Origin of the sequence: Sphingorhabdus sp. (assembly GCF_046596595.1) — a bacterium.
Taxonomy (GTDB): Bacteria; Pseudomonadota; Alphaproteobacteria; order Sphingomonadales; family Sphingomonadaceae; genus Sphingorhabdus_B.
Map to the genome: position 1 here is coordinate 1 of NZ_JBKJMB010000096.1, position 24,628 is coordinate 24,628.

Annotated in this window: 25 protein-coding genes; 15 read left to right on the top strand and 10 right to left on the bottom strand. The window is 56.1% G+C overall.

Features of this window, described 5'->3' with window-relative positions; genetic code table 11:
• Positions 1 to 10 precede the first annotated feature (10 nt).
• A complete protein-coding gene (locus ACLL9E_RS09725) occupies positions 11 to 151 on the top strand; it encodes a PEPxxWA-CTERM sorting domain-containing protein (protein WP_411291591.1) in 141 nt (46 codons plus the stop codon).
• 361 nt (positions 152 to 512) lie between these two features.
• Positions 513 to 683 (top strand): hypothetical protein, encoded by a 171-nt coding sequence (locus tag ACLL9E_RS09730; RefSeq protein WP_411291539.1) that lies wholly within the window; start codon positions 513 to 515, stop codon positions 681 to 683.
• A 193-nt stretch (positions 684 to 876) separates the two neighbouring features.
• On the opposite strand, the gene ACLL9E_RS09735 is transcribed toward ACLL9E_RS09730, so the two are convergent.
• Positions 877 to 1,665 (bottom strand): PEPxxWA-CTERM sorting domain-containing protein, encoded by a 789-nt coding sequence (locus tag ACLL9E_RS09735; protein ID WP_411291540.1) that lies wholly within the window; start codon positions 1,663 to 1,665, stop codon positions 877 to 879.
• A gap of 338 nt (positions 1,666 to 2,003) precedes the next feature.
• On the opposite strand from ACLL9E_RS09735, the gene ACLL9E_RS09740 reads away from it, so the two are divergent.
• Genes ACLL9E_RS09740 through ACLL9E_RS09750 form a run of 3 tightly spaced genes read left to right on the top strand, consistent with a single transcriptional unit; the run spans position 2,004 to position 3,766 of the window.
• Positions 2,004 to 2,354 (top strand): arsenate reductase, encoded by a 351-nt coding sequence (locus ACLL9E_RS09740; protein WP_411291541.1) that lies wholly within the window; start codon positions 2,004 to 2,006, stop codon positions 2,352 to 2,354.
• A 15-nt stretch (positions 2,355 to 2,369) separates the two neighbouring features.
• Positions 2,370 to 2,651: a DUF427 domain-containing protein gene (locus tag ACLL9E_RS09745; RefSeq protein ID WP_411291542.1), complete on the top strand. Its 282-nt coding sequence runs from the start codon at positions 2,370 to 2,372 to the stop codon at positions 2,649 to 2,651.
• Positions 2,652 to 2,701: 50 nt separating this feature from the next.
• The gene (locus ACLL9E_RS09750) at positions 2,702 to 3,766 is read left to right on the top strand and encodes a glycerophosphodiester phosphodiesterase (protein WP_411291543.1); all 1,065 of its coding nucleotides are present in this window, start codon (positions 2,702 to 2,704) and stop codon (positions 3,764 to 3,766) included.
• A 16-nt stretch (positions 3,767 to 3,782) separates the two neighbouring features.
• Here the strand turns inward: ACLL9E_RS09750 and ACLL9E_RS09755 are convergent, their stop codons facing one another.
• Both ACLL9E_RS09755 and ACLL9E_RS09760 read right to left on the bottom strand, forming a co-directional pair.
• Positions 3,783 to 3,998, bottom strand: a complete 216-nt coding sequence (locus tag ACLL9E_RS09755) for a helix-turn-helix transcriptional regulator (RefSeq protein ID WP_411291544.1) — start codon at positions 3,996 to 3,998, stop codon at positions 3,783 to 3,785.
• A 3-nt stretch (positions 3,999 to 4,001) separates the two neighbouring features.
• Positions 4,002 to 4,424: a hypothetical protein gene (locus tag ACLL9E_RS09760; RefSeq protein ID WP_411291545.1), complete on the bottom strand. Its 423-nt coding sequence runs from the start codon at positions 4,422 to 4,424 to the stop codon at positions 4,002 to 4,004.
• Between the two features lie 125 nt (positions 4,425 to 4,549).
• Between ACLL9E_RS09760 and panB the strand changes: the two genes are divergently transcribed.
• The 5 genes from panB to ACLL9E_RS09785 all read left to right on the top strand — a co-directional run bounded on the left by panB (position 4,550) and on the right by ACLL9E_RS09785 (position 9,560).
• Entirely contained in the window at positions 4,550 to 5,416 is an 867-nt protein-coding gene (gene panB, locus ACLL9E_RS09765) for a 3-methyl-2-oxobutanoate hydroxymethyltransferase (RefSeq protein WP_411291546.1), read from the top strand.
• A gap of 77 nt (positions 5,417 to 5,493) precedes the next feature.
• Positions 5,494 to 6,258 carry a tetratricopeptide repeat protein gene (locus ACLL9E_RS09770; RefSeq protein WP_411291547.1) on the top strand — a complete coding sequence of 255 codons (765 nt, stop codon included), beginning with the start codon at positions 5,494 to 5,496 and terminating at the stop codon, positions 6,256 to 6,258.
• A gap of 2 nt (positions 6,259 to 6,260) precedes the next feature.
• Positions 6,261 to 7,604, top strand: coding sequence for a PQQ-binding-like beta-propeller repeat protein (locus ACLL9E_RS09775; RefSeq protein ID WP_411291592.1), 1,344 nt, complete (start codon positions 6,261 to 6,263; stop codon positions 7,602 to 7,604).
• A gap of 22 nt (positions 7,605 to 7,626) precedes the next feature.
• Positions 7,627 to 9,030: a ribosome biogenesis GTPase Der gene (gene der / locus ACLL9E_RS09780; protein WP_411291548.1), complete on the top strand. Its 1,404-nt coding sequence runs from the start codon at positions 7,627 to 7,629 to the stop codon at positions 9,028 to 9,030.
• A 107-nt stretch (positions 9,031 to 9,137) separates the two neighbouring features.
• Positions 9,138 to 9,560, top strand: coding sequence for an Hpt domain-containing protein (locus ACLL9E_RS09785; protein WP_411291593.1), 423 nt, complete (start codon positions 9,138 to 9,140; stop codon positions 9,558 to 9,560).
• Positions 9,561 to 9,585: 25 nt separating this feature from the next.
• Here the strand turns inward: ACLL9E_RS09785 and bfr are convergent, their stop codons facing one another.
• The 3 genes from bfr to ACLL9E_RS09800 form a co-directional block, all read right to left on the bottom strand.
• On the bottom strand, positions 9,586 to 10,065 hold the full coding sequence (bfr, locus tag ACLL9E_RS09790; RefSeq protein WP_411291549.1) for a bacterioferritin: 480 nt from the start codon (positions 10,063 to 10,065) through the stop codon (positions 9,586 to 9,588).
• Positions 10,066 to 10,166: 101 nt separating this feature from the next.
• Positions 10,167 to 10,337 (bottom strand): bacterioferritin-associated ferredoxin, encoded by a 171-nt coding sequence (locus tag ACLL9E_RS09795; protein ID WP_411291550.1) that lies wholly within the window; start codon positions 10,335 to 10,337, stop codon positions 10,167 to 10,169.
• Between the two features lie 54 nt (positions 10,338 to 10,391).
• Positions 10,392 to 11,618, bottom strand: coding sequence for a DUF418 domain-containing protein (locus ACLL9E_RS09800; RefSeq protein ID WP_411291551.1), 1,227 nt, complete (start codon positions 11,616 to 11,618; stop codon positions 10,392 to 10,394).
• Positions 11,619 to 11,744: 126 nt separating this feature from the next.
• On the opposite strand from ACLL9E_RS09800, the gene ACLL9E_RS09805 reads away from it, so the two are divergent.
• The gene (locus ACLL9E_RS09805) at positions 11,745 to 12,533 is read left to right on the top strand and encodes a Coq4 family protein (RefSeq protein ID WP_411291552.1); all 789 of its coding nucleotides are present in this window, start codon (positions 11,745 to 11,747) and stop codon (positions 12,531 to 12,533) included.
• A 337-nt stretch (positions 12,534 to 12,870) separates the two neighbouring features.
• On the opposite strand, the gene purL is transcribed toward ACLL9E_RS09805, so the two are convergent.
• The 4 genes from purL to ACLL9E_RS09825 form a co-directional block, all read right to left on the bottom strand.
• Positions 12,871 to 15,144, bottom strand: a complete 2,274-nt coding sequence (gene purL, locus ACLL9E_RS09810) for a phosphoribosylformylglycinamidine synthase subunit PurL (RefSeq protein ID WP_411291553.1) — start codon at positions 15,142 to 15,144, stop codon at positions 12,871 to 12,873.
• A 1,012-nt stretch (positions 15,145 to 16,156) separates the two neighbouring features.
• Complete coding sequence (locus tag ACLL9E_RS09815) at positions 16,157 to 16,951, bottom strand: SDR family NAD(P)-dependent oxidoreductase (protein WP_411291554.1); 795 nt, start codon at positions 16,949 to 16,951, stop codon at positions 16,157 to 16,159.
• Between the two features lie 134 nt (positions 16,952 to 17,085).
• Positions 17,086 to 18,222, bottom strand: coding sequence for an acyl-CoA dehydrogenase family protein (locus ACLL9E_RS09820; RefSeq protein ID WP_411291555.1), 1,137 nt, complete (start codon positions 18,220 to 18,222; stop codon positions 17,086 to 17,088).
• Positions 18,223 to 18,340: 118 nt separating this feature from the next.
• Positions 18,341 to 19,516: an acyl-CoA dehydrogenase family protein gene (locus ACLL9E_RS09825; protein ID WP_411291556.1), complete on the bottom strand. Its 1,176-nt coding sequence runs from the start codon at positions 19,514 to 19,516 to the stop codon at positions 18,341 to 18,343.
• A gap of 211 nt (positions 19,517 to 19,727) precedes the next feature.
• Here ACLL9E_RS09825 and ACLL9E_RS09830 point away from each other — a divergent pair, with 211 nt between their 5' ends.
• Genes ACLL9E_RS09830 through ACLL9E_RS09845 form a run of 4 tightly spaced genes read left to right on the top strand, consistent with a single transcriptional unit; the run spans position 19,728 to position 24,623 of the window.
• Positions 19,728 to 21,143 carry an MFS transporter gene (locus ACLL9E_RS09830; protein ID WP_411291557.1) on the top strand — a complete coding sequence of 472 codons (1,416 nt, stop codon included), beginning with the start codon at positions 19,728 to 19,730 and terminating at the stop codon, positions 21,141 to 21,143.
• A 32-nt stretch (positions 21,144 to 21,175) separates the two neighbouring features.
• Positions 21,176 to 22,459, top strand: a complete 1,284-nt coding sequence (locus ACLL9E_RS09835; RefSeq protein WP_411291558.1) for an acyl-CoA dehydrogenase family protein — start codon at positions 21,176 to 21,178, stop codon at positions 22,457 to 22,459.
• Positions 22,456 to 23,544 carry a Zn-dependent alcohol dehydrogenase gene (locus ACLL9E_RS09840; protein WP_411291559.1) on the top strand — a complete coding sequence of 363 codons (1,089 nt, stop codon included), beginning with the start codon at positions 22,456 to 22,458 and terminating at the stop codon, positions 23,542 to 23,544. The genes ACLL9E_RS09835 and ACLL9E_RS09840 overlap by 4 nt, the downstream gene beginning before the upstream one ends.
• Entirely contained in the window at positions 23,541 to 24,623 is a 1,083-nt protein-coding gene (locus ACLL9E_RS09845; protein WP_411291560.1) for a phosphotransferase family protein, read from the top strand. Before ACLL9E_RS09840 ends, ACLL9E_RS09845 begins: the two co-directional genes overlap by 4 nt.
• The last annotated feature ends 5 nt before the right edge of the window (positions 24,624 to 24,628 follow it).

The following is a 24,628-nucleotide window of genomic DNA, read 5'->3' on the forward strand; positions in this document are numbered from 1 at the left end:
CAGCGACACTATCAACCACGATGTTGTTGATAGTGTCGCTGCCGTTCCAGAGCCGACCACATGGGCACTTTTCCTCCTTGGCTTTTTTGGCGTAGGCGGTGCGATGCGCTCAAAAACGCGCAAGTCGAATGCTTCTGTAACTTACGCCTGAATTGAGGAATAAGCTCGCATTACGCTGTCGGTCTCCGGACCGGCGGCGTTTGTATGTTCGCTCGCCACGTAAAGAGGCTTGTCAGGACAGTGCGTGGCAAAATATGCTAGTCGCATGACAGCTTTTATAGGACATCCCAAACCTTAGCACTGACAGAAAATTGGGTCGTTAGCGGCATGTCCGCAATTGGGTCGTTAGGCGACCGTCCGCTTTTGGTCATTTCACGAAAGTCCGCTGTTTGCATGATGGCAAGAAAAGGCGACATTTGAAGCGGATAGCGTTTACACAGCAGTGCATTATGCCACATCAACAAAAATACAGGTAAATCAATGTCTCACCTAATAGTCTACGGCATCCCCAATTGCGACACCGTCAAGAAGGCGCGAGTTTTCGGCAAAATCCCATCACCCGCCCCTATCGCCGCATGGCAGTGACGCTGGCGCGCGTAACGAACGGCGACACGGACGCAGCGCGCGCCATTGCGGTGGCTGCTGCGGACAAGATCAAGCTCAGTTACGGACCCGAAACATGACCTTATAGGGTGTCCCAGTTGCGGGTAATTGGGCGAGTCTGCGGACCGAGAAACCAAGGCGCGGCGCATGTCGCAGCGGCAGCTTTGACGCTTCGCAAATTATGCAGGGAACGTCTGATATTGTGTAGAAAGCGGACATAAGAAAGCCGTCGATCTTTCAACCGACGGCTCTGTTTAAAATGGGCTGAAGGATTTAAGTGTATAGAACGCGCAAAGTCTGCTTGCCCTTGCGACGCATCGAGAACCCAACACCTGCGATGCCCACAATCATCATTGTCCAGGTGGTGGGTTCCGGAACCGAGCCAACAAAGGTTCGGAAACCGAAGTCCGGATGGGACTGGAATGGTCCATCAGCTCCATTCACTGGCGTGATGCGTCGAAACGCATTACCGCCTGCATAATTGTTGGATATGAAGTTGGCTCCATTGAAAGGAACTCCAGGGGCATCGGTCGAGGTGCCTGCTGCCCATCCGAATACTCCAGAGCCCCCATCGGGAGCATTGAGCGCAAGAACGAACTGATCACCCGCATTGAATGAGAGGCCTAAGCCACTCGTGTCAAAATTGAAAACTCCACCGGTGGCCGAAAGGCTGGAAACATTGCCAGAAATAGTGCCAAGTATGTTGGCTCCCGACAAAAAGCCATTGGTATCAAAGGTCACATTGTTGCCGATGATCAGTTCAAAATTTCCACCGTTGTTAGCCGGACCAAATTTAGTCAATTGCAGGTCAATCGCCGCAAGCAATCCTGACAGGCCTGCAGTAACAAACTGGACTCCAGTTGCTTGATAAAAGTTGCCTGCGGCTTGTCCAGACGGATTTCCGTTGATGGGCGAACCGAACACTTGGTAGATAATCGACCCACCGTTTGGTGCAACCGCGATATTTGACTGGTCAACGACAACAGCAGCGCTTGCTGGACTTATTGCAGCCAGCATCAAAGCCGAAAAGGCCGCCGATTTAAATCCCGTTTTAATATTCATGCTAACCCCCTCAAGTTCATACAAATATGTGCGACTCGTGGATAGTTATCCTTGGAGTGAGGCTGCATTTTAAATATACTTAACACAACCTTTATTTTCGTCCCATATTGATACAAGAAATACCGGCTAAATGCTTTATATTGTGCTGCAGCTCGTTTACCTACCCGTTCGATCCGTAAGACTGCGATTCTGATCGCACGCCAGCGAAATGTCCGCAATGTTGTCGTGAGTTGACAGTCTGCTTTTGTGATTATGGTAAGAAAAGCTGACATTTGAAGCGGATAGCGTTTACACAGCAGTGCGTTATGCCGTTTCAACAGAAAAATTTAAGGAAATCGATGTCTCACCTAATCCTCTACGGCATCCCCAATTGCGACACCGTCAAGAAGGCGCGGACTTATCTTGATGGGCGGGGCCTCGATTATCAATTCCATGATTATAAAAAGGCCGGCGTGACGGCGGCGGATTTGGAACGCTGGAGCAAGTCGGTTGGCTGGGAAAAGTTGCTCAACAAGGCCGGGACCACCTTCAAGAAACTGCCCGATGCCGACAAGGCCAACATCGACGAGGCCAAGGCCATCGCCTTGATGGTCGCCAACCCGTCGATGATCAAGCGGCCAGTTGTCGAGGGCGGCAAGACTTTGCTGGTGGGCTTTGCCCCGGCGGTCTATGATGCCGAATTGTCGTAACATAAGGAAACGCACATGGTAAGCGCACGTTGGAACGGGACCGTCATCGCCCAATCGGATGATATAGTCGTGGTCGAGGGCAATCATTATTTCCCGCGCGACGCGGTCAATGTCGACTTTCTGCAAGGCAGCGACAAGACTTCGGTCTGTGGATGGAAGGGTACAGCGCATTACCATTCGCTGATCGTCGATGGCAAAACCAACTCCGACGCGGCGTGGTATTATCCAGAGCCCAAAGACGCAGCGCGCGAAATCACCGACCGCATCGCATTTTGGAAGGGCGTCGAGGTCAGTTGAAATCAGGCGGCTGTCATCGCAGTGACACAGGCTTGCGCGATGGCAGCCGAATGAAACACAGCCTGCTCGTCTTCGCTGCTTTATTGAGCGCATGTTCGCCATTTGAAAGCCAAGCCATGGAAAAACCGCTCGACGGCCAAGTCCTTGTCATCGCGCATCGCGGCGCGAGTGGCGAACGGCCGGAGCATACGCTTGGCAGCTATAAGCTCGCGATTGAACAGGGCGCGGATTATATTGAGCCGGACCTCGTACTGACGAAAGATGGCGTGTTGGTCGCGCGGCACGAGAACGAGATTTCGGAAACCACCGATGTCGCGGACAAGGCCAAATTTGCCGACCGCAAAACCACCAAAACCATTGATGGTCAGAAAATGACTGGCTGGTTTACCGAGGATTTCACGCTCGCCGAGCTGAAAACCCTACGCGCCAAGGAGCGCCTGCCGCAATTGCGCAAGGCCAATATGGCCTATGACGGGCAGTTTGAGGTGCCGACCTTTGACGAGATCCTCGCGTTGGCGAAGGCGGAGAGCGCCGCGACCGGGCGCACAATTGGCGTCTATCCCGAAACCAAGCATCCAAGCTATTTCACCGCGATTGGCCTGCCGCATGAGGGGCCGTTATTGGCGATGCTGACGAAATACGGCCATGTCGACAAGAGCGCGCCGGTTTTTATCCAGTCGTTCGAAGTCGAAAACCTGAGAGTGCTGCGCGGGAAAACCAAATTGCGGCTAATCCAGTTAATGGACGAAAAAGGCAGTCCCGCCGACCAAAGCGATTTGACCTACCCCGCCATGGCAACAGCAGAAGGCTTGAAAACCGTTGCAACCTATGCCGACGGCATTGGCCCAAACAAAGCGCTGGTGATCCCGCGCACATTGATGGGCAATCTGGGCGAGCCGACCACCCTTGTTGCCGACGCGCACAGTTTGGGCCTCGCGGTGCACCCATGGACATTCCGCCGCGAAAATTACTTCCTGCCGTTGGCGCAGAAATCAGGCATTGATCCGCGTGGCATTGGGGACGTTAAGGCAGAGATGAAGGCCTTTCTGGCCACTGGCATCGACGGCATTTTCAGCGACAATGTCGCCGAGGCAGTTGCTGCCAAATCTCAATAGCCAAAAAGCAAATGTATCAGCCCTGTTGCCATTGGAACACCTCTTCCAATGGCTTGCCAAAGACATGCGCGATGCGAAACGCGACCTCAAGCGACGGCGAATATTTGCCCTGCTCGATGGCGGCGATCGTCTGACGCGTGACGCCGACCTTGTCGCCGAGATCGCCCTGAGTCATTTCCCCTGCCAAAAAACGCAAAGTTCTGATGTCATTGGTAAAGGGTGCCTGCGCCATGGATCAATAACCCCGACGATAGAAATAGAGCTGTGATCCGACGCGGACCAACTCGGCGATAACGACCGTTGCAATGAGCAAGTTGAGATGCTCACCCACACTCAGGCGGTAAAACATTGCAATCATATTTGCCCAAACACCCAAGACTAAGGGATAATAAGCAAGGTGCGTTCCGCGGATATGGATTGTGCGTTCACGCTCGTCCTCCTTCAGATTGGCCTCCTTTGGTGCGCGAATAGCGAAATAGGCCGCAGTGATTGACATGACGCCCAGTATAACAACAGTAACCGGCACGAGCATCCCCGCAACAGCCCACACGCCGGCATCAGTCCCGACTATCGCCCACGGGTAAGTCAGGAAATACCAGCCAAATGCAAATAGGAGGGCCAGAAAGGCAGCCCAGTGAATTTTCTCTCGAAACGACATCAACGCCTCCAATGTTATCTGATTCGTACTTGATGTTAGATATTTTTAACATTGAGTCAAACAAATATAACATAACGCCCGTTCGTCCTTTCGTGTGCGGCGTTTAGCGGCTAAGCCCTGCCGCTATGTCCACAAACCCCAAAACGCTCACCTTCGACACATCCACCAGCCGTGCGAACCCTACGCCTTCGCCGATGAAGCGGCTGACTGTGCCGCGTATCCGGCAGCAAAAGGGCAAGGAGCCGTTGGTGATGCTGACCGCTTACACCGTGCGGATGGCGCAGTTGATGGACCCGCATTGCGATATGCTTCTGGTCGGCGATTCGCTGGGTCAGGTTATTTACGGCCTGCCGCATACCGTGGCCGTAACGATGGAAATGATGGCGGCACATGGCGCGGCGGTCGTGCGCGGCAGCTATCACGCCGCCGTCATCGTCGATATGCCTTTTGGATCGTACGAGGCGTCGCCCGAGCAGGCATTCAGCAATGCCGCGCGCCTGCTCAAGGAAACCGGGGCCGCAGCCGTCAAGCTGGAAGGCGGCAGGGTTTTGGCCCCGACCGTTGAATTCCTGACCTCGCGCGGTATCCCGGTGATGGCGCATGTTGGATTGACCCCACAGGCGGTGAATATCCTCGGCGGATATGGCGTGCGCGGCAAAAGCCCCGAAGAAGCCAAATCGATTGTCGAAGACGCGGTTGCGATGTCCGACGCGGGCGCCTTCGCGATGGTCATCGAAGGTGTACTTGAACCCATCGCCATTGAAATCACGCAGAAAATTGCTTGCCCAACGATTGGCATTGGTGCGTCTGCGCAATGCGACGGGCAAGTGCTGGTTGCCGAAGACATGTTGGGCCTGTTCGACCGCGTGCCCAAATTCGTCAAGAAATTCGGCAATATGGGCGCAAGCGTCGAAGAAGCTGTGCGCGAATATGCCGCCGGCGTGCGTGACCGAAGCTTCCCTGGCCCAGACCAGCTCTATCAGCCTGCATAAAGCAGGCTGGCCTATCGGGACGAGTCGGGCTAAGGACGGCACCGACCTATCATGACTAAACCTATTCGGAGGCCCTTTTGGCTTTGACACCGACTGAAAAGGCACCTGGCAAAGACAGGAGCGGCAGCGACGAGGCGTTCTTGCGCGAAGTGGACGATGCCGTCCGGGCTAGCGACCTGACGGGTTTCTGGACGCGTTATGGCCGTTGGTTGCTGGCCGCGGTTGTGGCTGGCCTTCTCGCCTTTGGTGGCTGGATCGTCTATAAAAACCAGCAGCAGGCCGCAGCCGACTTGCAAAGCGAAGCCTTTGTCGATGCGATGGACAAATTGCGTGCCGGTCAGGAAAAAGAGGCGCGCGCCAAATTGGCGATGCTCGCCAAGGCCGACCAACCCGGATATCGCGCCATGGCGCAAATGGTTGAGGCCAATCTGTTGGGCGAAGATGGCGAAACGAAGAAGGCAATTGCAATCTACGCCAAGGTAGCGGGTGACGAAAGCCTGCCGCAGACCTTTCGTGACCTTGCCCTCATCCGGCAAGTGAGCGCCGAATTTGATTCGATCCCACCGCAGCAGGTGATTGCCAAGCTCAAGCCGCTTGCAACCGCAGGACACCCCTATTTCGGCAGCGCCGGCGAATTGACAGCATTGGCTTATGTGAAGATGGGCAAGGACAATATGGCTGGGCCCATTTTTGCCCAGATCGCCAAGCAGGATGACCTGCCGCAGACGCTGCGCAGCCGATCACAGCAGATGGCGGGTGCGCTTGGCATTGATACTGTTCAGGTTGACGCAAAGCGCAATGCGGCAACAAAAGCGGACGAAACCGCCTCCAAGGGAGAGTGAAATTGAAGACCGTATCCAAATTGCTTCTGGCTCTCGCAGCAACAACGACGCTTGGCGGCTGCGCCGTCCTTGATGGCGTGCGCGGCGATGCCGGTAAAAAGAATAATACGCCAACCGTCGGCAACCGTGTCGACATATTGGGGACCGAGCGCGATACCGAGGTCGACGCGTCCCTGGCGGGTGTTGCGGTCGTGTTGCCACCACCGGTCGTCAACGAAGCATGGGCGCAGCCCGGCGGCAATGCATCGAAATCCCCCGGGCACGTCGAGCTTGGCCAAGGCCTCACGCGCATTTGGTCGGCAAATGTTACCGGCGCAAACCCACGCGCGCGCCTCGCCGCAAGCCCGGTAATGAGCGACGGGCGTCTCTATGTTGTCGACACGACAGCGCGTGTGACAGCGTTTGACGCGAACACCGGCGCACAAATCTGGTCCAATGCCTTTGACGTTGAAGATGACGGAAAAGCGTCGCGTTATGGCGGCGGCGTCAGCGCAACCAGCACCAATGTCTTTGCCACCAATGGCGTGGGCGACGTCGCATCGCTTGCGGCAGATACCGGTGCTTTGGTGTGGAAAAAGCGTCCTGCCGGCCCCTTGCGCGGTGCACCGACTTTGTCCAACGGCAATGTTTATGTGATGACGCAGGATAACCAGATTTATGCGCTGCGCCAAAGCGATGGCGAGCCGCAATGGAACGAGGCAGGCCCCGTGGCGGCATCGGGCATCTTTGGCGTAGGTGCGCCAGCGGCTGCGCAAGGCACGATTATTGCCGGCTATTCCAGCGGGGAACTTGCCGCTTATCGGTATGAAAATGGCCGAAGCCTGTGGAGCGACACCTTGTCGCGCACCGCGATGTCGACATCGGTATCGACGCTCACCGACATTGACGCAGACCCGGTCATCGACCGTGGCCGCGTATTTGCACTTGGCAAAGGTGGCCGGATGGCATCGTACGAGCTGGTGAGCGGACAGCGCATTTGGGAAATCAACATCGCAGGCGTTTCCACCCCGGTGACTGCGGGCGATTGGGTATTTGTGATGACCGATCAGGCACGGTTGTTGAGTGTCGCGCGGGCGAGCGGCAAGATCCGCTGGATTTCAAAGCTTCAGCGGTATGACAATGAAGAAAAGAAAAAGGGCCCAATCAGCTGGTATGGCCCCGTGCTGGCGGGCGGCCGGTTGATCGTCGCCAACTCGCGTGGTTCGGTCTGGGCTGTTGCACCCGAGGAAGGCACTGCGAGCCAGATTTTTGATCTTGAAAGCGATGTGTCGCTTGCGCCCATCGTCGCCAACAACATCCTGTATATTCTTGACGATTCCGGCCGCGTTTCCGCATTTCGCGGATAGGCCCTAAAGGAGAAGTGCCGGCATGTTGCCGACGGTAGCCATTATCGGTCGGCCCAATGTCGGCAAGTCCACTTTGTTCAACCGGTTGGTTGGCAAGAAACTCGCGCTTGTCGATGACACGCCGGGTGTGACCCGCGACCGGCGCGAAGGCGAAGGCCGGCTGTTCGACCTTGAGTTCACGATTGTCGATACGGCTGGCTATGAGGATGAAGATCCCGACACGCTGCCCGGCAGAATGCGGATGCAGACCGAGGCTGCGATTGCGGGTGCGCAGGTCGCCCTGTTCCTGATTGATGGCCGCGTTGGTGTTACCCCGCTCGATGAAGAAATTGCGCGCTGGCTGCGCAGCAGTGCGACCCCTGTGGTCCTTGCGGTCAACAAGGCCGAAGGCAAGCAAGGCGACAATGGTATTCTTGAAAGCTACGCGCTTGGCTTTGGCGACCCCATCGCTATCAGCGGCGAACATGGCGAAGGCATGGCTGATCTGTTTCAGTCGTTGCTGCCCCATATTGACGGCGGCGCGTTTGAAGTACCCGACCCCGAAGCGCCCGATGCTATACTAAAGCTGGCAATTGTGGGGCGGCCAAATGCCGGAAAATCGACGCTTATTAACAAACTGCTTGGTGAAAACCGGTTGATTACCGGACCGGAAGCCGGGATTACCCGCGACAGTATCTCGGTTGACTGGATCTGGACCGATCCAAGCCCGAAAGAACGCGAACCCGATGAGGAGGGCAATATCCCTCCGATGCTGACCGAGCGGCGCGTGCGGCTGATCGATACTGCAGGTATGCGCAAACGCGCCAAGGTGCAGGATAAGTTGGAAAAGCTGTCGGTTGCCGATGCGCGCCACGCGATTGATTTTGCCGAGGTCGTGGTGCTTTTGCTGGATGCAACCAAGGGTCTTGAGGTGCAGGACCTGAAAATTGCCGACCATGTCATTCAGGAAGGTCGCGCGTTGATCATCGGGATCAACAAATGGGATGTGGCGGTTGATGGCAGCGGACTGTTCAAGGGCATCCGAGCAGCGCTTGAGGAAGGCCTTTCCCAGTTGAAGGGTGTTCCAATGATCGCGGTTTCCGGTCTGACCGGCAAAGGTCTGGATCAAATGATTTCGGCAGCGTTCGACGCGCGTGAAGCCTGGAACAAGCGTGTACCTACGGGTATACTCAACCGTTGGTTTGAGGCGGCGATTTCGGCCAATCCGCCGCCTGCCCCCGGCGGAAAGCGGATCAAGCTGCGTTATATGACTCAAGCGCGCAACCGGCCGCCGACGTTCGTCATTTTCGGCAACCGCACCGACGAGCTGCCCGCAAGCTATGCGCGCTATTTGCTCAATGGCATAAGACGCGACCTTGATTTTGGTGCGGTTCCGGTTCGTATCAACTTCCGGTCATCGAAAAATCCGTTCGCCGACAACAGCTAATCGCGCGCACCCATCGCGAGACGTCAACGCTCTGTTTACCTATCTCCATGTAATGTCTGCCGACAGCATATAATATTATATGTTCTTGGAGTGACATCTTGACCGAATTGCCGGAAAATCTGATTGACTGGAAAGCCTTTGCCGAAACACGCAACCTGCTAGGTGCCGGTTTTGTGCGGATTTTAGGCTATTTTCGCGATGATGGCATCAAGTCTGTCGCCGCCATCGAAGAGGCGTTCCATCTAAAGGATCCGGTCAAGTTGGTAATGCCAGCGCACACTTTAAAGGGTGAAGCGTGGCAGTTTGGCGCCCATGGACTTGCGCTTCTCGCCGAGGAAATCGAGGTTGCAGCCCGTCATTATGTCGAAATACACATAGATCCATCCGAATTGGTGGAAAAAGTGGCACAGTTGCGCCCAACCTTTGAAGCAACGCTGGCGGCGCTTGAGGCAGAGGCGAGCCCTTTGGTCGAGCGCAAGCCAAGCAGCTTTGGTCAGCGCAATGCATTAGGTGGGATGAGCTACGGCTAAGAAGCGACGCTAATAGCTTGTGGTCTTAGTCTTCGACTGGTTTTGACTGAAGCTGGATATAATTTTCGATCCCCATGCGGGCGATCATATCAAACTGCTTTTCAAGCACATCGACATGCTCTTCTTCGCTTTCCAGGATGTACGCGAACAGGTCGCGGCTGACATAGTCACGCACGCTTTCGCTATATGCGATGGCGTCCTTAAGCAGAGGCAGTGCCTCATATTCCAGCTCAAGGTCTGCCTTCAATATTTCCTCAACCGTCTCGCCAATCCGCAGGCGACCAAGCATTTGGAAATTGGGCAGGCCATCGAGAAACAGGATGCGCTCCGAAAGTTTGTCAGCATGCTTCATCTCGTCGATTGATTCATGACGTTCAAAATGCGCCAGACGCGACACGCCCCAATTGTCGAGCATGCGGTAATGCAACCAATATTGATTGACCGCGGTTAGCTCGTTCTTAAGCGCCTCGTTCAAAAATTCGATGACTTTTGCATCACCCTTCATGGCCGTATCCTTTATGAGATCTGCGTTGATAATAGCGACAAAGACGAAGGGCGTGAAGGCAGAAAAATGGATGAAAAGCAGCCAGTTTCAATACGCTATTGCTACGCGGTTGCAGGTCCCGCGCTGATAATGTTTCGCGCGAACGACAGGCACTGCCCGCATTTGGGCTTACGCCCCAAGCGCGCATAGACATCATTCGGCTTTTCCGAACAGCAACGCACCGCAGCGCGAAGGTCCTTTTCCCTGATGGCATTACACACGCAAACGACCATGGATTATCTCCTATGGAATCGCCTTATCGTTATTGCGAACTGATTGCAATAGCATTAACGTAGCATCGGTTGCAATTTTACGCGCGCCAGACTGCGCCACAGCCATTCCAGCGGGCCATAACGGAATTTCATCAGCCATGGCTTTGACCAAAGAAGCATGATTGCCCACGTTGCGACGACAAAGCCCCATAATCCCGCGCGGTTGACGTGGCCGAACAAGCCAAGGCCATAGCCGTAGAAGATCGTCGTCATAATGATACTGGTGCCGAGATAGTTGCTGAAGGCCGCCTGTCCGGTTGCCGCGATACGGGCAATCATCGGATGGTCGCGCAAGTGCCCGATGACGAGGATGAGCCCGGCTGCATAGCCCACCGTAAGCATCAGACGCGGGATCGCCCCCCAGAAGAAAAAGATGGCAAGCGCCGTCACGCGGTCAAACTGCGCCGCTGCCATCCATATGGCCAATGCCACAGTGAGGAGCAGGCCCAAAGGCACAAGCCGCATCGTCCAGCGGCGGTAAACGGCGGCATCCCAATCACCGGTCATGAACCCGCTTTTGTGCATCGCCATACCGATCATCATCAACGGCAATGTCTCGCCCACCGACTGTAACACCAAGCCGAACGGCGCGCCCCAATCGCTGAGCCTATCTTGCACTATCTGGGCATAGCTACCCCGGTGAATCGCAAGGTCGGGCGCAATATTGAAAGCGAAGTCGGTGCTATCCATCATATCGCGATATTGTCGGGCCAAATCTGCGCTTGCGTCCGGCTGAGTAGCGATGAACTGCAAGTATTGAAGCCCGCCAAATTGCAGGCCCCAAATCGCCAGCCCGACAGCAAAGATGATAAGCGCCCATTTGAAGAGGCGCTCCGTATGCCAATCGCGGAAGCGAAAGGCGATCATCCCGATCGTGGCATAAAGAAACAATATGTCGCCGGACCAGATGAAGAAATAGTGCAACAGGCCAAATACAGCTAACCACGCCATGCGGCTATAGTGCACCCGGGTGGCGCTTTGTCCGTTAATCGTGGCGCGTTCGATTACCAGCATCATGCTTGCCCCGAACAGAAGCGAGAACAGCCCGCGCATTTTGCCGTCAATCAGGACGAAGGAGAAGGCCCAGGCAGCCCGGTCGGCAAAGCTGTCACCGCCATAAGCGGCTGGCGTAATATAGGCCCATTCGGGCATTGCAAAGCCGATGATATTCATCGCCAATATGCCCATGACCGCAAAGCCGCGCATAGCGTCGAGCGTGATGTATCTGCTGTCCGACTGCATAATTCCCTCAATTTTCCAATAACTACAATGGCTTTTGCCGTTGGTCCAGAGCATTAAGTTTTTGTTATTGACACCACTGTAGGTAAGCCATAATTCATTAACACGTAGATTCGCTGGAGTTCTCTCATGGCCGCGCTGAATGCCGACATTCCCTTCCATCATCCCGACCGCCCGGGCAGCGAGTTTCGTCCGCTTAAAGCGTGGCAGCACTTCAAGCAGTTAATGGCTGACAAAGAAGATACAGAGCAGGTTTTTCATATCATTGCCGCGCTGCGTGGTCGTAAATTCCGGACGATTGCCAACCGCTTCTGGAGCAGTGATAAGGGCCAAAGGCTGCTGACGACCAATGAGCGGTTGATTGATGTTCTTGACGACCATGACACGCTGAAGCAGCTTCCGGCTGGAACCGTTGGCCGCGCCTATGTCGACTTCATGGAACGCGAAGGCCTGTCTGCGGCCGGGCTTGAGGCTGAATATGCGAAATTCACAACTGCCGGCATGCGGTTTGAAGATGGCATTGACCGTTATGGCGACCGTCTGCGTGATACGCATGACTTGCATCACATATTGACCGGATATGGCCGCGACGCGCTTGGCGAACAATGCGTGCTTGCTTTCACTTATGCGCAGCACCGCAATTTGGGCGTCGGCTTTATCGCTTATGCAGGCGGCATCGAGTTGAAACGCCGCGTGGCCCCGTCCGCGCCGATCCTCGCTGCGGTGCATGAAGGCTACCGCATTGGCAAGGCCGCCAAGAATCTGGTGCATGAGGACATCATTGCCCTTTTGCGCGAGCCTTTGGCCGATGCGCGCGCGCGTCTGGGCATTCCAACACCGACTGCTTATCACACCGCGCATGAAGCGATGCGGTCGGACGGCATTGACCCGTATAATTTGCTGGCTGCTGCTGCTTAAGCCTTCGGGCTCGGGAACCGTTCGCATCGAGCATCGTTGCGAAGCGAGAACGCTTACGTAACCTCCCCTTTCCGTTCGCATCGAGCGAAGTCGAGATGCCTATCGTTCGCGCATGCCCCAATGGTGTCTCGATCCTGAGCCTGCCGAAGGGCTCGACACGAACGGGGACGGGAAAAGTATACATGTTGTCACCCTGAACTTGGTTCAGGGTCCATTTATTCTTCCCAGCTCTGGGTTCGTTGCGCGATGGACCCTGAACCAAGTTCAGGGCGACGAACAGGAATGAGGCGAACTGGTGCAGGCCCTCCCACTAATCCCGGGCTTGAACGAGAGGCTACTAGCTTTCCATCCAGTCCTTGAAAAAGCTCTCATGCGCCGCGCGAAGGTCGGCAAGCGGCGTTTCTGGATACAATGGCTGTCGCCCGCGGCAGATGGAAATGGTGTCGCCGCCGGTCCAACCGATGAAACAACAGCCAACGCCGCTGTCGGACGCCAGCTTCTCAATTGCGTGGGAATCATAGCGCTCGGTAACGATATATCGCGACTGGTTTTCCGCATATAATGACCAGGCATGCTGCGTTTTTTCCCGGTCGACCAAGTTTTCGAACGCTGAAATTTCAAGCAATGCGCCAATATTTCCCGCCAGCGCCATTTCTGTCAGCGCCACCAAAATGCCGCCGTCGGACACATCGTGGACCGCAGTCACCAACCCGTCCGCTATCAGCCGGCGAACGAATTCGCCATGGCGACGTTCGGCGGCGAGATCAACCTTGGGTGGCGGTCCAGCTTGCCGGCCATGACACACGTCCAGCCATATGGATTGCCCCATTTCCGGAATTGCGCGCGAGTCTGCGCCAATCAGCAGTATTTTGTGCGCGCCGTCCTTGAATCCGATCGTCGCCATCTTGCTGACATCTTCAAGCACACCGACACCGCCAATCGCTGGCGTTGGCAAAATCGCGCTGCCGCCGCCGGTGGCCTTGCTTTCATTATATAGCGACACATTACCGGAGACGATCGGGTAATCGAGCGCACGGCAGGCATCGCCCATGCCCTCCAAACAGCCGATAATCTGCGCCATGATTTCGGGACGCTGCGGGTTGGCAAAGTTCAGGCAGTTGGTAATCGCCAGCGGCGTTGCGCCCACTGCACTGATGTTGCGATAAGTTTCAGCGACCGCCTGCTTGCCGCCCTCATACGGGTCAGCATAGCAATAACGCGGCGTGCAGTCGGTGCTCATCGCCAGCGCGCGGTTGGTGCCGTGAATTCGGACCACGGCCGCGTCGCCGCCCGAAAGCTGCGCGGTATCTCCGCCGACCTGGCTGTCATATTGCTGCCAGATCCAGGCGCGTGATGCGAGGTTGGGGCTTGCCATCAACTTCAGCAAATCGCCGCCGATATCTGCGTTTGTCGGCAGTTTTCCGAGCGGCGGAACATTGGCCCAAGCCTTATATTCTTCACGTGATGCGGCTGGCCGGTCGTACAGAGGCGCGTCTTCGGCCAATGGGCCAAGCGGGATATCGCAAACAACCTCGCCCTTCCACGTCAGGACCATGTGCCCTGTATCAGTGACTTCGCCGATAACCGCAAAGTCGAGTTCCCATTTGTCGAAAATCGCCTTGGCAAATTCCTCACGGCCCGGTTTCAAAACCATAAGCATGCGCTCCTGGCTTTCGGACAGCATCATTTCATAGGGAGTCATGCCCTCTTCGCGGCAGGGAACCTTGTCCATATCAAGGATGATGCCTGCTTTGCCGTTGGTGGCCATTTCAACGCTTGAGCTTGTGAGGCCAGCAGCGCCCATATCCTGAATTGCGACAATCGCGTCCGACTCCATCAGTTCAAGGCATGCCTCGATCAGCAGCTTTTCAGTGAACGGATCACCGACCTGAACCGTGGGTCGTTTTTCCTCAATGTCGGCGCCAAAGTCTGCGGACGCCATGGTCGCGCCGTGAATGCCGTCGCGGCCGGTTTTGGAGCCGACGTAGACGATGGGGTTACCCAAGCCAGTTGCCGCCGAATAAAAAATCTTGTCCTGGTCGGCGACGCCAACGGTCATCGCGTTTACAAGGATGTTGCCATCATAAGCGGGATGAAAATTGGTTTCGCCGCCCACGGTCGGCACGCCAACGCAATTGCCATAGCCGCCAATGCCGGCAACGACGCCTTGCACCAAATGCTTCATCTTCGGATGGTCAGGCCGTCCGAAGCGCAGCGCATTCATATTGGCCACTGGCCGCGCGCCCATGGTGAAAACATCGCGCAAGATGCCACCGACGCCGGTTGCTGCACCCTGATAGGGTTCAATGTAGGACGGGTGGTTGTGCGATTCCATTTTGAAAATCGCGGCGAGCTTGGTGTCGTTCGGACCTTCGCCAATGTCGATGACGCCTGCATTCTCGCCTGGCCCACAAATCACCCACGGCGCCTCGGTCGGCAATTTCTTCAAATGGATGCGCGACGATTTGTACGAGCAATGCTCGGACCACATTACCGAAAATATGCCAAGCTCAACCAAATTGGGTTCGCGACCCATCGCGTGCAAAATGCGCGCATATTCTTCTTCATTCAGACCATGGTCCGCGACGATTTGGGGCGTGATTTCAGACATGACACGGCCTTAGCGAGGCCGCCTGTATTTATCCAGCCTGTTTGGTTTTTGGGTGGGGCGGAATCGTCGCGTGTGGAATTTCTGAACATACCTAATCCGATCGCATCGAGCGCAGCCGAGTTGCCAATTGGTCGCGGATGCCGTCACGGTGTCTCGACGATTCTCGACACGAACGGGTAAAAAATTGCTGTTCCGAAAATCCGTTCGCCTCGAGCAAAGTCGAGAGGCCAATTGGTCGCGAGTGCCCGCGCGGTGTCTCGACTGCGCTCGACACATACGGATAGGTTCGCGCGCCCTTGCTAGCAGTGAAAACTGTAACCCCGCAAAATAAATGGGCGCTGGTATTGCTACCAGCGCCCACTGCGTCTGAGTTTGGATTTCATGGCCACAAGGACCATAATCTCCTCTGTCTGACGTCCGGTTCCCCAATTTCACCCGGAGGCTTCCTTGGTTCGCCTTGGTACTTTGGGTATCCTATCCGGCGTTGCGTCACTTGCGTGCCGCCGCACTTGATATTCGTTTTCTTTGTACCCACCATTCCGGTCTCATCTTCTGTCTTGCGACAGATTGCCTACCGTTCAGGTGATCCTGCATTCACTCTGTTCCGCTCCACTTTCCCGTTTCCGGTCCGGCTTTGCATCGTAGCGTTCCTGCCTGATGACCTAAAGGTGTCATGCTTTGTGAGTCGCGCAAAGCGCAATGTGCGGACTTATCCACAGGCAGCGTAGTTCGCGGTGGACAAAATGGAGAACAACTATCGGGGAGAAAAAGATACGGCCCCCACGCAGTGCATGGAGGCCGTAAGAATTGTCCGGGGGCGGGGGGAGAGAGGAGGAGGGTGCCGCCCGGTCAATTTGCGTTTCGGCAATCGCTTGCCGTTGAAACCCAAATAGCCACCCACCGTTTATGCTGCAATTGCGAAAAGAATGGGGCTAGTTGCGTATTTTGCAACTAGCCAGATAAAGCCTATAAATGCGTCAATAGCGACATTTAATTATACATAGATTCGGGATTATGGCGCGATTCCATTACCGGGCAGCGATGCGTTGACGATACCGCCGTCGCACGCAATCGTCTCACCCACGATGTAATCGCCAGCACGCGCCGCGAGGAAAATCGCGAGGCCGGCCATATCTTCGGGCGTACCGATTCGTGGAAATGGGATATTCTTGCCAACGGCATCCGCATGATCGCGCGCTGCCTTGTTCATGTCCGACTGGAACGCGCCGGGCGCAATCCCTGACACAAGGATGTTATCCTTTACCAGCTCGGCCGCGAGACGGCGTGTCAAATGGATGACGGCAGCCTTTGACGCCTGATAGCTGTAGGTCTGCCAAGGATTGATACGCAATCCATCGATCGACGCGATGTTGATGACCTTACCTGGCCGGTCGAATGTCGCCGCAGCCTTCAGTTGCGGGTGAAGCGCTTGCGTAAGGAAGAACAGTGATTTGACGTTCAGGTCCATCACGCGGTCCCAGCCAGCTTCGGGGAACTGGCCGAAATCTGCGCCCCAGGCTGCGCCAGCATTGTTGACCAGAATGTCGACTTTTTCCTCGCGCTCCGCAATTTGGGCGGCAAGCGAAAGGCAGCCATCAACGGTCGAAAGATCACATGGCAAGCCAATGACCTGATCGCCGAATTCGGCGACGGTTTCCTCGATCTGGTCGACCTTGCGCGCGCTGATATAGACGCGCGCCGCGCCGGCCTTCAGATAGCCTTCGACAATCATCTTGCCGATCCCGCGCGATCCACCCGTGACCAGAGCCACGCGGCCATTGAGGTTGAATAAGGTTTGAATGTCCATAAGTCTCTCCTGACAGTTCCCCTCCCGCACGCGGGAGGGGTTAGGGGTGGGGCTCGCCACAGGCGAGCAATCTTACCTGGAAGAAGGCACAGGCCCTCCCCCGACCCCTCCCGCCTGCGGGAGGGGAGAAGTATTCAATATCCGCTCATCGTCGCCACGCGGTCCGCGTGATAATACGCATCGCCGAAAAACTCGTTCAGGCTCCGGTCGCGCTTCATATACAGGCCGATGTCATATTCGTCGGTCATGCCGATGCCGCCATGCATCTGCACGCCTTCACGCACAGAAAGGTTGCACGCAAGACCGGCCTTCGCCTTGGCCGCCGCGACATAGAGCTCCGCCTTGGCATGTCCCTCATCCATCAGGGACTGCGCCTTCAGCACAATCGAACGCGCGCCTTCCATTTCGCCATAGAGATGCGCCGCGCGGTGCTGAAGCGCCTGAAATTCGCCAATCACGCGGTCGAATTGCTTGCGGGTTTTTAAATAATCGAACGTCATGTCCATGGCACCAGTGCCAACACCGACCATTTCAGCAGCGGCGCCAACACGGCCAGCGTCGAGCATTTTGGACAAGACGCTCCAGCCGCCATCAACATCGCCAATGACAGCATCGGCGTCCACCTGAACACCTTCGAGCGTTACATGCGCCGCCATCGCAGAATCTACCAGACGCGCGGCCTGCATCGACAGACCGGCCGCATCCTTGTCGACCGCGAACAAGGTGAGGCCATCGGTTTCGCCAGATGCGCCAGCAGTGCGCGCGGCGACAATCAGCAGGTCGGACGATGCGCCCTGCACGACAAATTGCTTTTGCCCTGTCAGCTTGAATCCATTGCCACTGCGTTCTGCAACACAGGCAATCTTCTCGGGCCGGTGCTTGACGCCCTCTTCGATTGCGATCCCGATGACTGTTTCACCAGCCAATATACCGGGGAACCAGCGGTCGCGCATCGCCTTGTCGGCATGCTTGAGCGCCTCGACTGCAGCAACGGATGTGGTCAGAAACGGCGACGGTGACAGGTTGCGCCCGATTTCCTCAAGCACGATGCCCGCTTCAATATGTCCCATGCCCATGCCGCCATCGGCTTCAGGAATGAGGATTCCGGTAAAACCCATTTCGGCAAATTGCTTCCACAGGCCGTGGCTGAACCCATCCTTGCATTCCATGTCGCGATATTTACGAAAATGGGTGACGGGGGCTTCGCTCGCCATGAAGTCACGCGCGCTGTCACGCAACATGTTCTGGTCGTCGTTCAAGGTCATTGCCATGTTAAAAAGCCTTTATGCAATTCGTCGCCCCAGCGAAGGCTGGGGCCCATGTCGTCTCTCGATCACGACGGACTCGCGTGATAGTCTCCAGCCTACGCTGGAGCGACGTTCTGTGTAATTATCCGCCCGGCATCTCCAATATGCGCTTGGACACGACGTTCAGCATCACCTCGCTGGTGCCACCCTCGATCGAGTTGGCTTTCGTCCGCAGCCAATTGCGCGCCTTGGAACCACCATTGGAGCGTTCGCTTTCCCACTCAAGCGCCTGGCTGCCGCCAATCGACATTACCAGCTCGTTGCGTTTCTTGTTCAATTCGGTCCCGACATATTTCATCAGGTTGGAATATGCGGGGTGCGCCTTGCCGGTTTTCCATTCATCCATGAACCGTTCGCCATGGGCGCGGAAGGTGAGGTTATCGACATCAAACAAAGCCATTTGAGCGCGCAGCACGGGTTCTTCTGACAAGGTCGCTTTCATCGCCGCACCGATGGAGGTTACGCCGCCATCGCCACCCATGCCCGAAATCATTTCGCGTTCATGGCCAAGCAGATATTTTGCGACATCCCAACCGCGATTCACTTCGCCGACGACCTGATCCTTGGGAACCACTACATTGTCGAAGAAAGTTTCGCAGAAAGGCGAATTGCCGGAGATGAGCTTGATGGGCTTGGTCGAGACGCCCGGTGTCTCCATATCGAACAACAGGAAGCTGATACCCTGATATTTGTTGGTCTTGTCGGTCCGGACAAGGCAGAAAATCCAGTCGGCCTTGTCGGCATATGAGGTCCAGATTTTCTGGCCATTAACGACCCAATGGTCGCCCCCCACCGGATCAATGACTTCTTCGCCAAAGGTCTGCATCGATACCAAATCGCTGCCTGAACCTGGCTCGGAATAGCCTTGGCACCAGCGGATTTCGCCGCGCGCGATCTGGCCCATATAATGGACCTTTTGCTCCTCGGTGCCGAATTTCAGCAAGGCGGGGCCAAGCATCCAGATGCCGAAGCTGTTGAGCGGCGAGCGGCAGCCGAGCTTCGCCATTTCCTGCCGCAGAACTTTGGTTTCCTGTGGGCTGAGGCCAGCGCCGCCATAAGCTTTGGGCCAATCGGGCACGGTGTAGCCCTTGGCAACACATGCTTCGAGCCATGATTTTTGCGCTTCGGACTGGAATACAAATTTGCGGCCGCCCCAGCAGACATCTTCGTCACCCTTTGCGGGCTTGCGCATTTCGGCAGGGCAATTTTCTTCCAGCCAGGCGCGGGCCTCGGCACGGAATGTTTCAAGGTCGGACATGACGCTCTCCTGTTTAATTGCTTGATGAATTTTTGGGCTGTCTCGCACGTAAACGCAAGTGCTTATCGGTGAACAATGCATGCCGTAACGTCATTTGCATCGCGATTGACAGGCAGGGAAGCATGCCTAGCATAAGGGCAGGACCAAGGAGAGAAACATCGTGCGATTCGCCGGAAAACACGCCTTTTCGCGCGTTGTGTTTTAACAGCCTATGGCACCTGTCGTTGCGCTCCCCCGATCGTTAAAAGTCATGCACGGCCTTGGCTCGGTTGCCTATGGCGTCAAGGACAATGGCTTTTCGGTTTTCCTGCTGATTTTCTACAATCAAGTGCTTGGAATTGATGCGGGCATCGTTGGCACCGTCATCATGGCTGCGCTGATTTTCGATGCGTTTGCCGATCCGATTATCGGCGAGCTATCCGACCGCACGCAAAGCAAATGGGGCAGGCGTCTGCCATGGCTTTACGCGGCTGCGATTCCGCTGGGTATAATCTGGCTGCTGCTTTGGCACCCCCCCGAAATAGGGCAGACCGGAACAATCATCTGGCTGTTCTGCACAGCAGTACTGGCGCGCACCCTTGTCGCGATGTGCGAAGTGCCGTCGATCGCCCTCGTTCCGGAACTGACGGGCGATTATGATGAACGTACGCGGTTGATGCGCTATCGTTTCCTTTTCGGCTGGGCGGGCGGATTGCTGATGCTGGTCTTTGCCTATGGCATTTTCTTTACCGGCGAAAAGGGCGTGAGCGATCCGGCAGGCTACGACGCCTATTCGGTGTGGGGCGCGTTGATGATGAGCGGCGCAGTGCTGATCTCAGCGCTTGGCCAGCATCGCCATGTCGCAAAGCAATCACCGCCTGCACCCCGCGGCGCTGGAATTAGTCACGCCTTTGCCGAAATGAAGGCAACCTTGTCCAACCGCGCCTTTCTTTGGCTCGTTTCTGCGGCTTTGTTCGGGCTGATCAATCAAGGCATGACCTTTGCGCTGACCAATTACCAGTTGGCCTTTTTGTGGCAACTTCAGCAGATGGAGATGCTCTATTATGCGCTGATCCTGTTTTCGACCGTCATCATTGCCTTTATCATTGTCCCGCCCGTATCGGGGCGTTTAGGCAAGAAAAATGCTGCCATCCTGTTCGCAGTCGTATCGCTGGCCTTCACCGCCGCGTTGTATAGCAGCTGGCTGCTTGACCTCATACCCGGTGCGCCATCGGACCCGTCAATCCTGTTTATGTTTGCAATGATGACAATCGCCAACAGCGCGGCCGTGAGTATGATGATGCTGACATCGTCCATGATGGCCGATGTGGTAGAGGCATCACAGCAGGAAACCGGACGCCGTTCGGAGGGTTTATTTTTCGCCGGCTATTTCTTCATGCAGAAATGCGCCGTAGGCATTGGCACATTTGCAGCCGGCATGATCCTGACTTTCGCCAATTTCCCTAAAAATGCGGCACCGGGTAAAGTCGATGTCGCCGTCCTCGATGGCCTTGCGCTTTATAATATGGGCACGGTTCTTATTTTGGGAATAATCGGTATCCTGATCTTGCGGCATTTCCCGATTTCGCGTGAAAGTCACAATGAACGCTTGCGTGTCTTGAACACATCGGCAGAGTCTGCCAGTTAACCGACCAATTAAATCTGAAAGAGGAATGAGTCATGGATTTCGATCTCACCGACAAGCAAACTTACTGGCGGGACCGAATCCGCGACCATAACGAACGCTTCCTGCGTCCGCGCGTCGCCGATTATTATGCCGAACAGGCCACAGGCGACCGCTGGAAAGTGCTTCAGGTCGTCGAAGAGGAAAAGGCACGGGCGAAAGCGGCCGGGCTTTGGAACCTGTTCATGCCGCCAACGTCGGGGCGCGTCCATGTTGACGATAGCGTAAATTTCGACGGCCCGGGCCTCACCAATATGGAATATGCTTTGTGCGCCGAAGAAATGGGCCGCATCGGCATGGCATCGGAAATCTACAACTGCTCCGCACCGGACACCGGCAATATGGAGGTATTCCTGCGCTACGGGACCGCCGAGCAGAAGCAAAAGTGGATGATCCCGTTGATGCAGGGCGAAATCCGTTCAGCGTTTTTGATGACCGAGCCAGCCGTGGCATCGTCTGACGCAACCAACATTGAAACATCCATCCGCCGCGAAGGTGACGAATATGTCCTCAACGGCGTCAAGTGGTGGTCCTCGGGTGCGGGCGATCCACGCTGCAAAATCGCGATTGTCATGGGCAAAACCGATTTTGAGGCCAAGCGTCACGCGCAACAGTCCATGGTGCTGATGGAACTCGACGCCCCCGGCGTGAACATCCTGCGCCATCTGCCCGTGTTCGGCTATGATGACGCGCCCCACGGTCACATGGAAATCGAGCTGAAAGATGTCCGCATTCCGGCATCTAACATGCTGCTTGGCGAAGGTCGCGGGTTCGAGATCGCGCAAGGGCGCCTTGGACCAGGCCGCATCCACCACTGCATGCGCACGATTGGCGTGGCTGAAGAAGCGCTGGAGAAAATGTGCAAGCGGCTTCAAACGCGCGTGGCCTTTGGCAAGACCGTTGCCGAACACAGCGTGTGGGAAGAACGCATCGCGCGCGCCCGTATCGACATTGAAATGACGCGTCTGCTTTGCCTGAAGGCGGCGGATATGATGGACAAGGTCGGCAATAAGGCAGCAGCTGCGGAAATCGCGATGATCAAGGTGCAGGCACCCAATATGGCGCTAAGCATCATCGACAACGCCATTCAGGCACATGGCGGCGGCGGCGTGTCCGACGATTTCGGTCTTGCTTCGGCTTGGGCACATCAGCGTACCCTGCGTCTGGCCGATGGTCCCGACGAAGTGCATGCGCGGGCCATCGCCCGTATGGAGCTTGGCAAGCATGGCGGCAGGGGCAAAGAAGGCATGTCCAGTGGCGACATGGGGGCAACACGGTGAAGGCAGCCGTCCTGATCGAGGCGGGCAAACCGCTTCAGATTGAGCAGATCAACATTGCCAATCCCGGGCCGCATGAAGTGCTGATCCGCACTGCGGCCTGCGGATTGTGCCACAGCGACCTGCATTTTATTGAGGGCACCTATCCACACCCCCTACCCGCGATCCCGGGACATGAGGCAGCGGGTATTGTCGAAGCTGTGGGCAGCGAAGTGCGCACGGTAAAGGTCGGCGACGCGGTGGTCACCTGTCTGTCTGCCTTTTGTGGCCATTGCGAATATTGCGTCACGGGGCGCATGTCGCTGTGCCTTGGCGGCGAAACCCGTCGTAAGCCCGGTGAGGCGCCGCGCCTTTCGCGCCCAGACGGCAGCATCGTCAACCAGATGCTCAACCTGTCGGCTTATGCCGAAATGATGCTGGTGCATGAACATGCCTGCGTGGCAATCCATCCCGACATGCCCTTGCCGCAAGCCTCGGTCATCGGCTGCGCTGTTACCACGGGTGCGGGCACCATATTCAACGCGTGCAAGGTTACCCCCGGCGAAACCGTTGCCGTTATTGGCTGCGGCGGGGTTGGTCTTGCCACGATCAACGCCGCAAAAATTGCGGGGGCCGGCCGGATAATTGCCGCTGACCCAATGCCCGAAAAAAGGGCAATGGCATTGAAGCTTGGCGCGACTGATGTGGTCGATGCCTTGGCCGATGATGCCGCTGCGCAAATTCAGGAATTGACCAAGGGTGGCGTTGACCACGCCATTGAAGCCGTTGGACGCCCTGCGTCGGGCACGCTTGCGGTCAAATCGCTCAAGCGCGGTGGGACGGCAACTATCCTTGGCATGATGCCGTTGCAGCATTCAGTCGGGCTGTCGGCAATGGATCTTCTGTCAGGCAAGAAACTGCAGGGTGCGATCATGGGCGGCAACCGCTTCCCCGTTGATATACCGCGGCTGGTCGATTTCTACATGCGCGGTCTGCTTGATCTCGACACTATCATTTCGGAAACTATTCCATTGGAAAGGATCAACGAGGGATTTGAGCAAATGAAGCGTGGCGATTCGGCGCGTTCGGTGATCGTTTTTGACAAATGATTACGCCGCCAACCCCGATTGATGCGCAAACGGCATTTACCGGAACCGTCGCGCCGACCGGAACAGACGTTCTGGATGCAGGCAAGCTGGCGCAATGGATGACCGAAAATGTCGAGGGCTTTGAAGGTCCGGTCGAGGTTCTCAAGTTCGCAGGTGGACAGTCCAACCCAACCTACCGGCTGAATGCCAAAAGCGGCTCTTATGTGCTCCGCCGCAAACCGTTTGGCGTCTTGTTGCCAAGCGCCCATGCTGTTGACCGCGAATATAAGGTGATCGCTGGCCTTTACCCCACGGGCTTTCCTGTCGCGAAACCTTTTGGCCTGTGCACCGACGACAGTATTGCCGGGTCGATGTTTTACATCATGGATATGGTCGAAGGCCGGACGATTTGGGACGGCTCCATGCCGGCGTCAAACCCAGCCGAGCGCCATGCCACCTATGAAGCGATGATCGACACGCTGGCGGCGCTGCACAATGTTGATGTCGAAGGCGCTGGTCTTTCGGACTTTGGCAAGCCGGGCAATTATTTCGGGCGGCAGGTTGAACGCTGGACGCGGCAATACCGGTTGGCCGAGACCGAAACGATGCCGGAAATGGAACGCCTAATTGAATGGTTGCCCAAGACCTTGCCCGAGCAGACGCGCACAAGCGTTGTTCATGGTGACTACCGCATCGACAACATGATTTTCGATGCCAAAGAGGCCAAGGTCGTAGCTGTCCTTGACTGGGAATTGTCCACATTGGGCGACCCGCTGGCCGATTTCACCTATGTCGCGATGGCATGGGTCACGCAAAATGAAGGCCGTTCGGGCGTTATGGATCTGGATCGTGCCGCCTTAGGCATTCCCGAATTGGACGAGATGGTCGAACTTTATTGCGCCGCTACAGGCCGCGACGGTGTGCCTGACATGAACTGGTATTTTGCCTATAATTTCTTCCGGCTTGCCGGAATCATTCAAGGCATCAAAAAACGCGTGATCGACGGCACTGCAAGCTCGTCACACGCGCAGGCCATGGCCGAACGGGTATTCCCGCTGGCGGAGTCCGCCTGGCGATTTGCCGAGAAAGCCGGGGCGTAGTTATC

Bases quoted from the DNA above. Each gene is read 5' to 3' on its own strand.
- ACLL9E_RS09745 (WP_411291542.1), top strand. From the start codon at position 2,370: ATGGTAAGCGCACGTTGGAACGGGACCGTCATCGCCCAATCGGATGAT.
- der (WP_411291548.1), top strand. From the start codon at position 7,627: ATGTTGCCGACGGTAGCCATTATCGGTCGGCCCAATGTCGGCAAGTCC.
- ACLL9E_RS09845 (WP_411291560.1), top strand. From the start codon at position 23,541: ATGATTACGCCGCCAACCCCGATTGATGCGCAAACGGCATTTACCGGA.
- purL (WP_411291553.1), bottom strand. From the start codon at position 15,144: ATGTCTGAAATCACGCCCCAAATCGTCGCGGACCATGGTCTGAATGAA.
- ACLL9E_RS09800 (WP_411291551.1), bottom strand. From the start codon at position 11,618: ATGCAGTCGGACAGCAGATACATCACGCTCGACGCTATGCGCGGCTTT.
- ACLL9E_RS09760 (WP_411291545.1), bottom strand. From the start codon at position 4,424: ATGTCGTTTCGAGAGAAAATTCACTGGGCTGCCTTTCTGGCCCTCCTA.
- ACLL9E_RS09755 (WP_411291544.1), bottom strand. From the start codon at position 3,998: ATGGCGCAGGCACCCTTTACCAATGACATCAGAACTTTGCGTTTTTTG.
- ACLL9E_RS09795 (WP_411291550.1), bottom strand. From the start codon at position 10,337: ATGGTCGTTTGCGTGTGTAATGCCATCAGGGAAAAGGACCTTCGCGCT.
- ACLL9E_RS09830 (WP_411291557.1), top strand. From the start codon at position 19,728: ATGGCACCTGTCGTTGCGCTCCCCCGATCGTTAAAAGTCATGCACGGC.
- ACLL9E_RS09750 (WP_411291543.1), top strand. From the start codon at position 2,702: ATGAAACACAGCCTGCTCGTCTTCGCTGCTTTATTGAGCGCATGTTCG.
- ACLL9E_RS09805 (WP_411291552.1), top strand. From the start codon at position 11,745: ATGGCCGCGCTGAATGCCGACATTCCCTTCCATCATCCCGACCGCCCG.
- ACLL9E_RS09740 (WP_411291541.1), top strand. From the start codon at position 2,004: ATGTCTCACCTAATCCTCTACGGCATCCCCAATTGCGACACCGTCAAG.
- ACLL9E_RS09835 (WP_411291558.1), top strand. From the start codon at position 21,176: ATGGATTTCGATCTCACCGACAAGCAAACTTACTGGCGGGACCGAATC.
- ACLL9E_RS09735 (WP_411291540.1), bottom strand. From the start codon at position 1,665: ATGAATATTAAAACGGGATTTAAATCGGCGGCCTTTTCGGCTTTGATG.
- ACLL9E_RS09820 (WP_411291555.1), bottom strand. From the start codon at position 18,222: ATGGCAATGACCTTGAACGACGACCAGAACATGTTGCGTGACAGCGCG.
- bfr (WP_411291549.1), bottom strand. From the start codon at position 10,065: ATGAAGGGTGATGCAAAAGTCATCGAATTTTTGAACGAGGCGCTTAAG.
- ACLL9E_RS09825 (WP_411291556.1), bottom strand. From the start codon at position 19,516: ATGTCCGACCTTGAAACATTCCGTGCCGAGGCCCGCGCCTGGCTGGAA.
- panB (WP_411291546.1), top strand. From the start codon at position 4,550: ATGTCCACAAACCCCAAAACGCTCACCTTCGACACATCCACCAGCCGT.
- ACLL9E_RS09815 (WP_411291554.1), bottom strand. From the start codon at position 16,951: ATGGACATTCAAACCTTATTCAACCTCAATGGCCGCGTGGCTCTGGTC.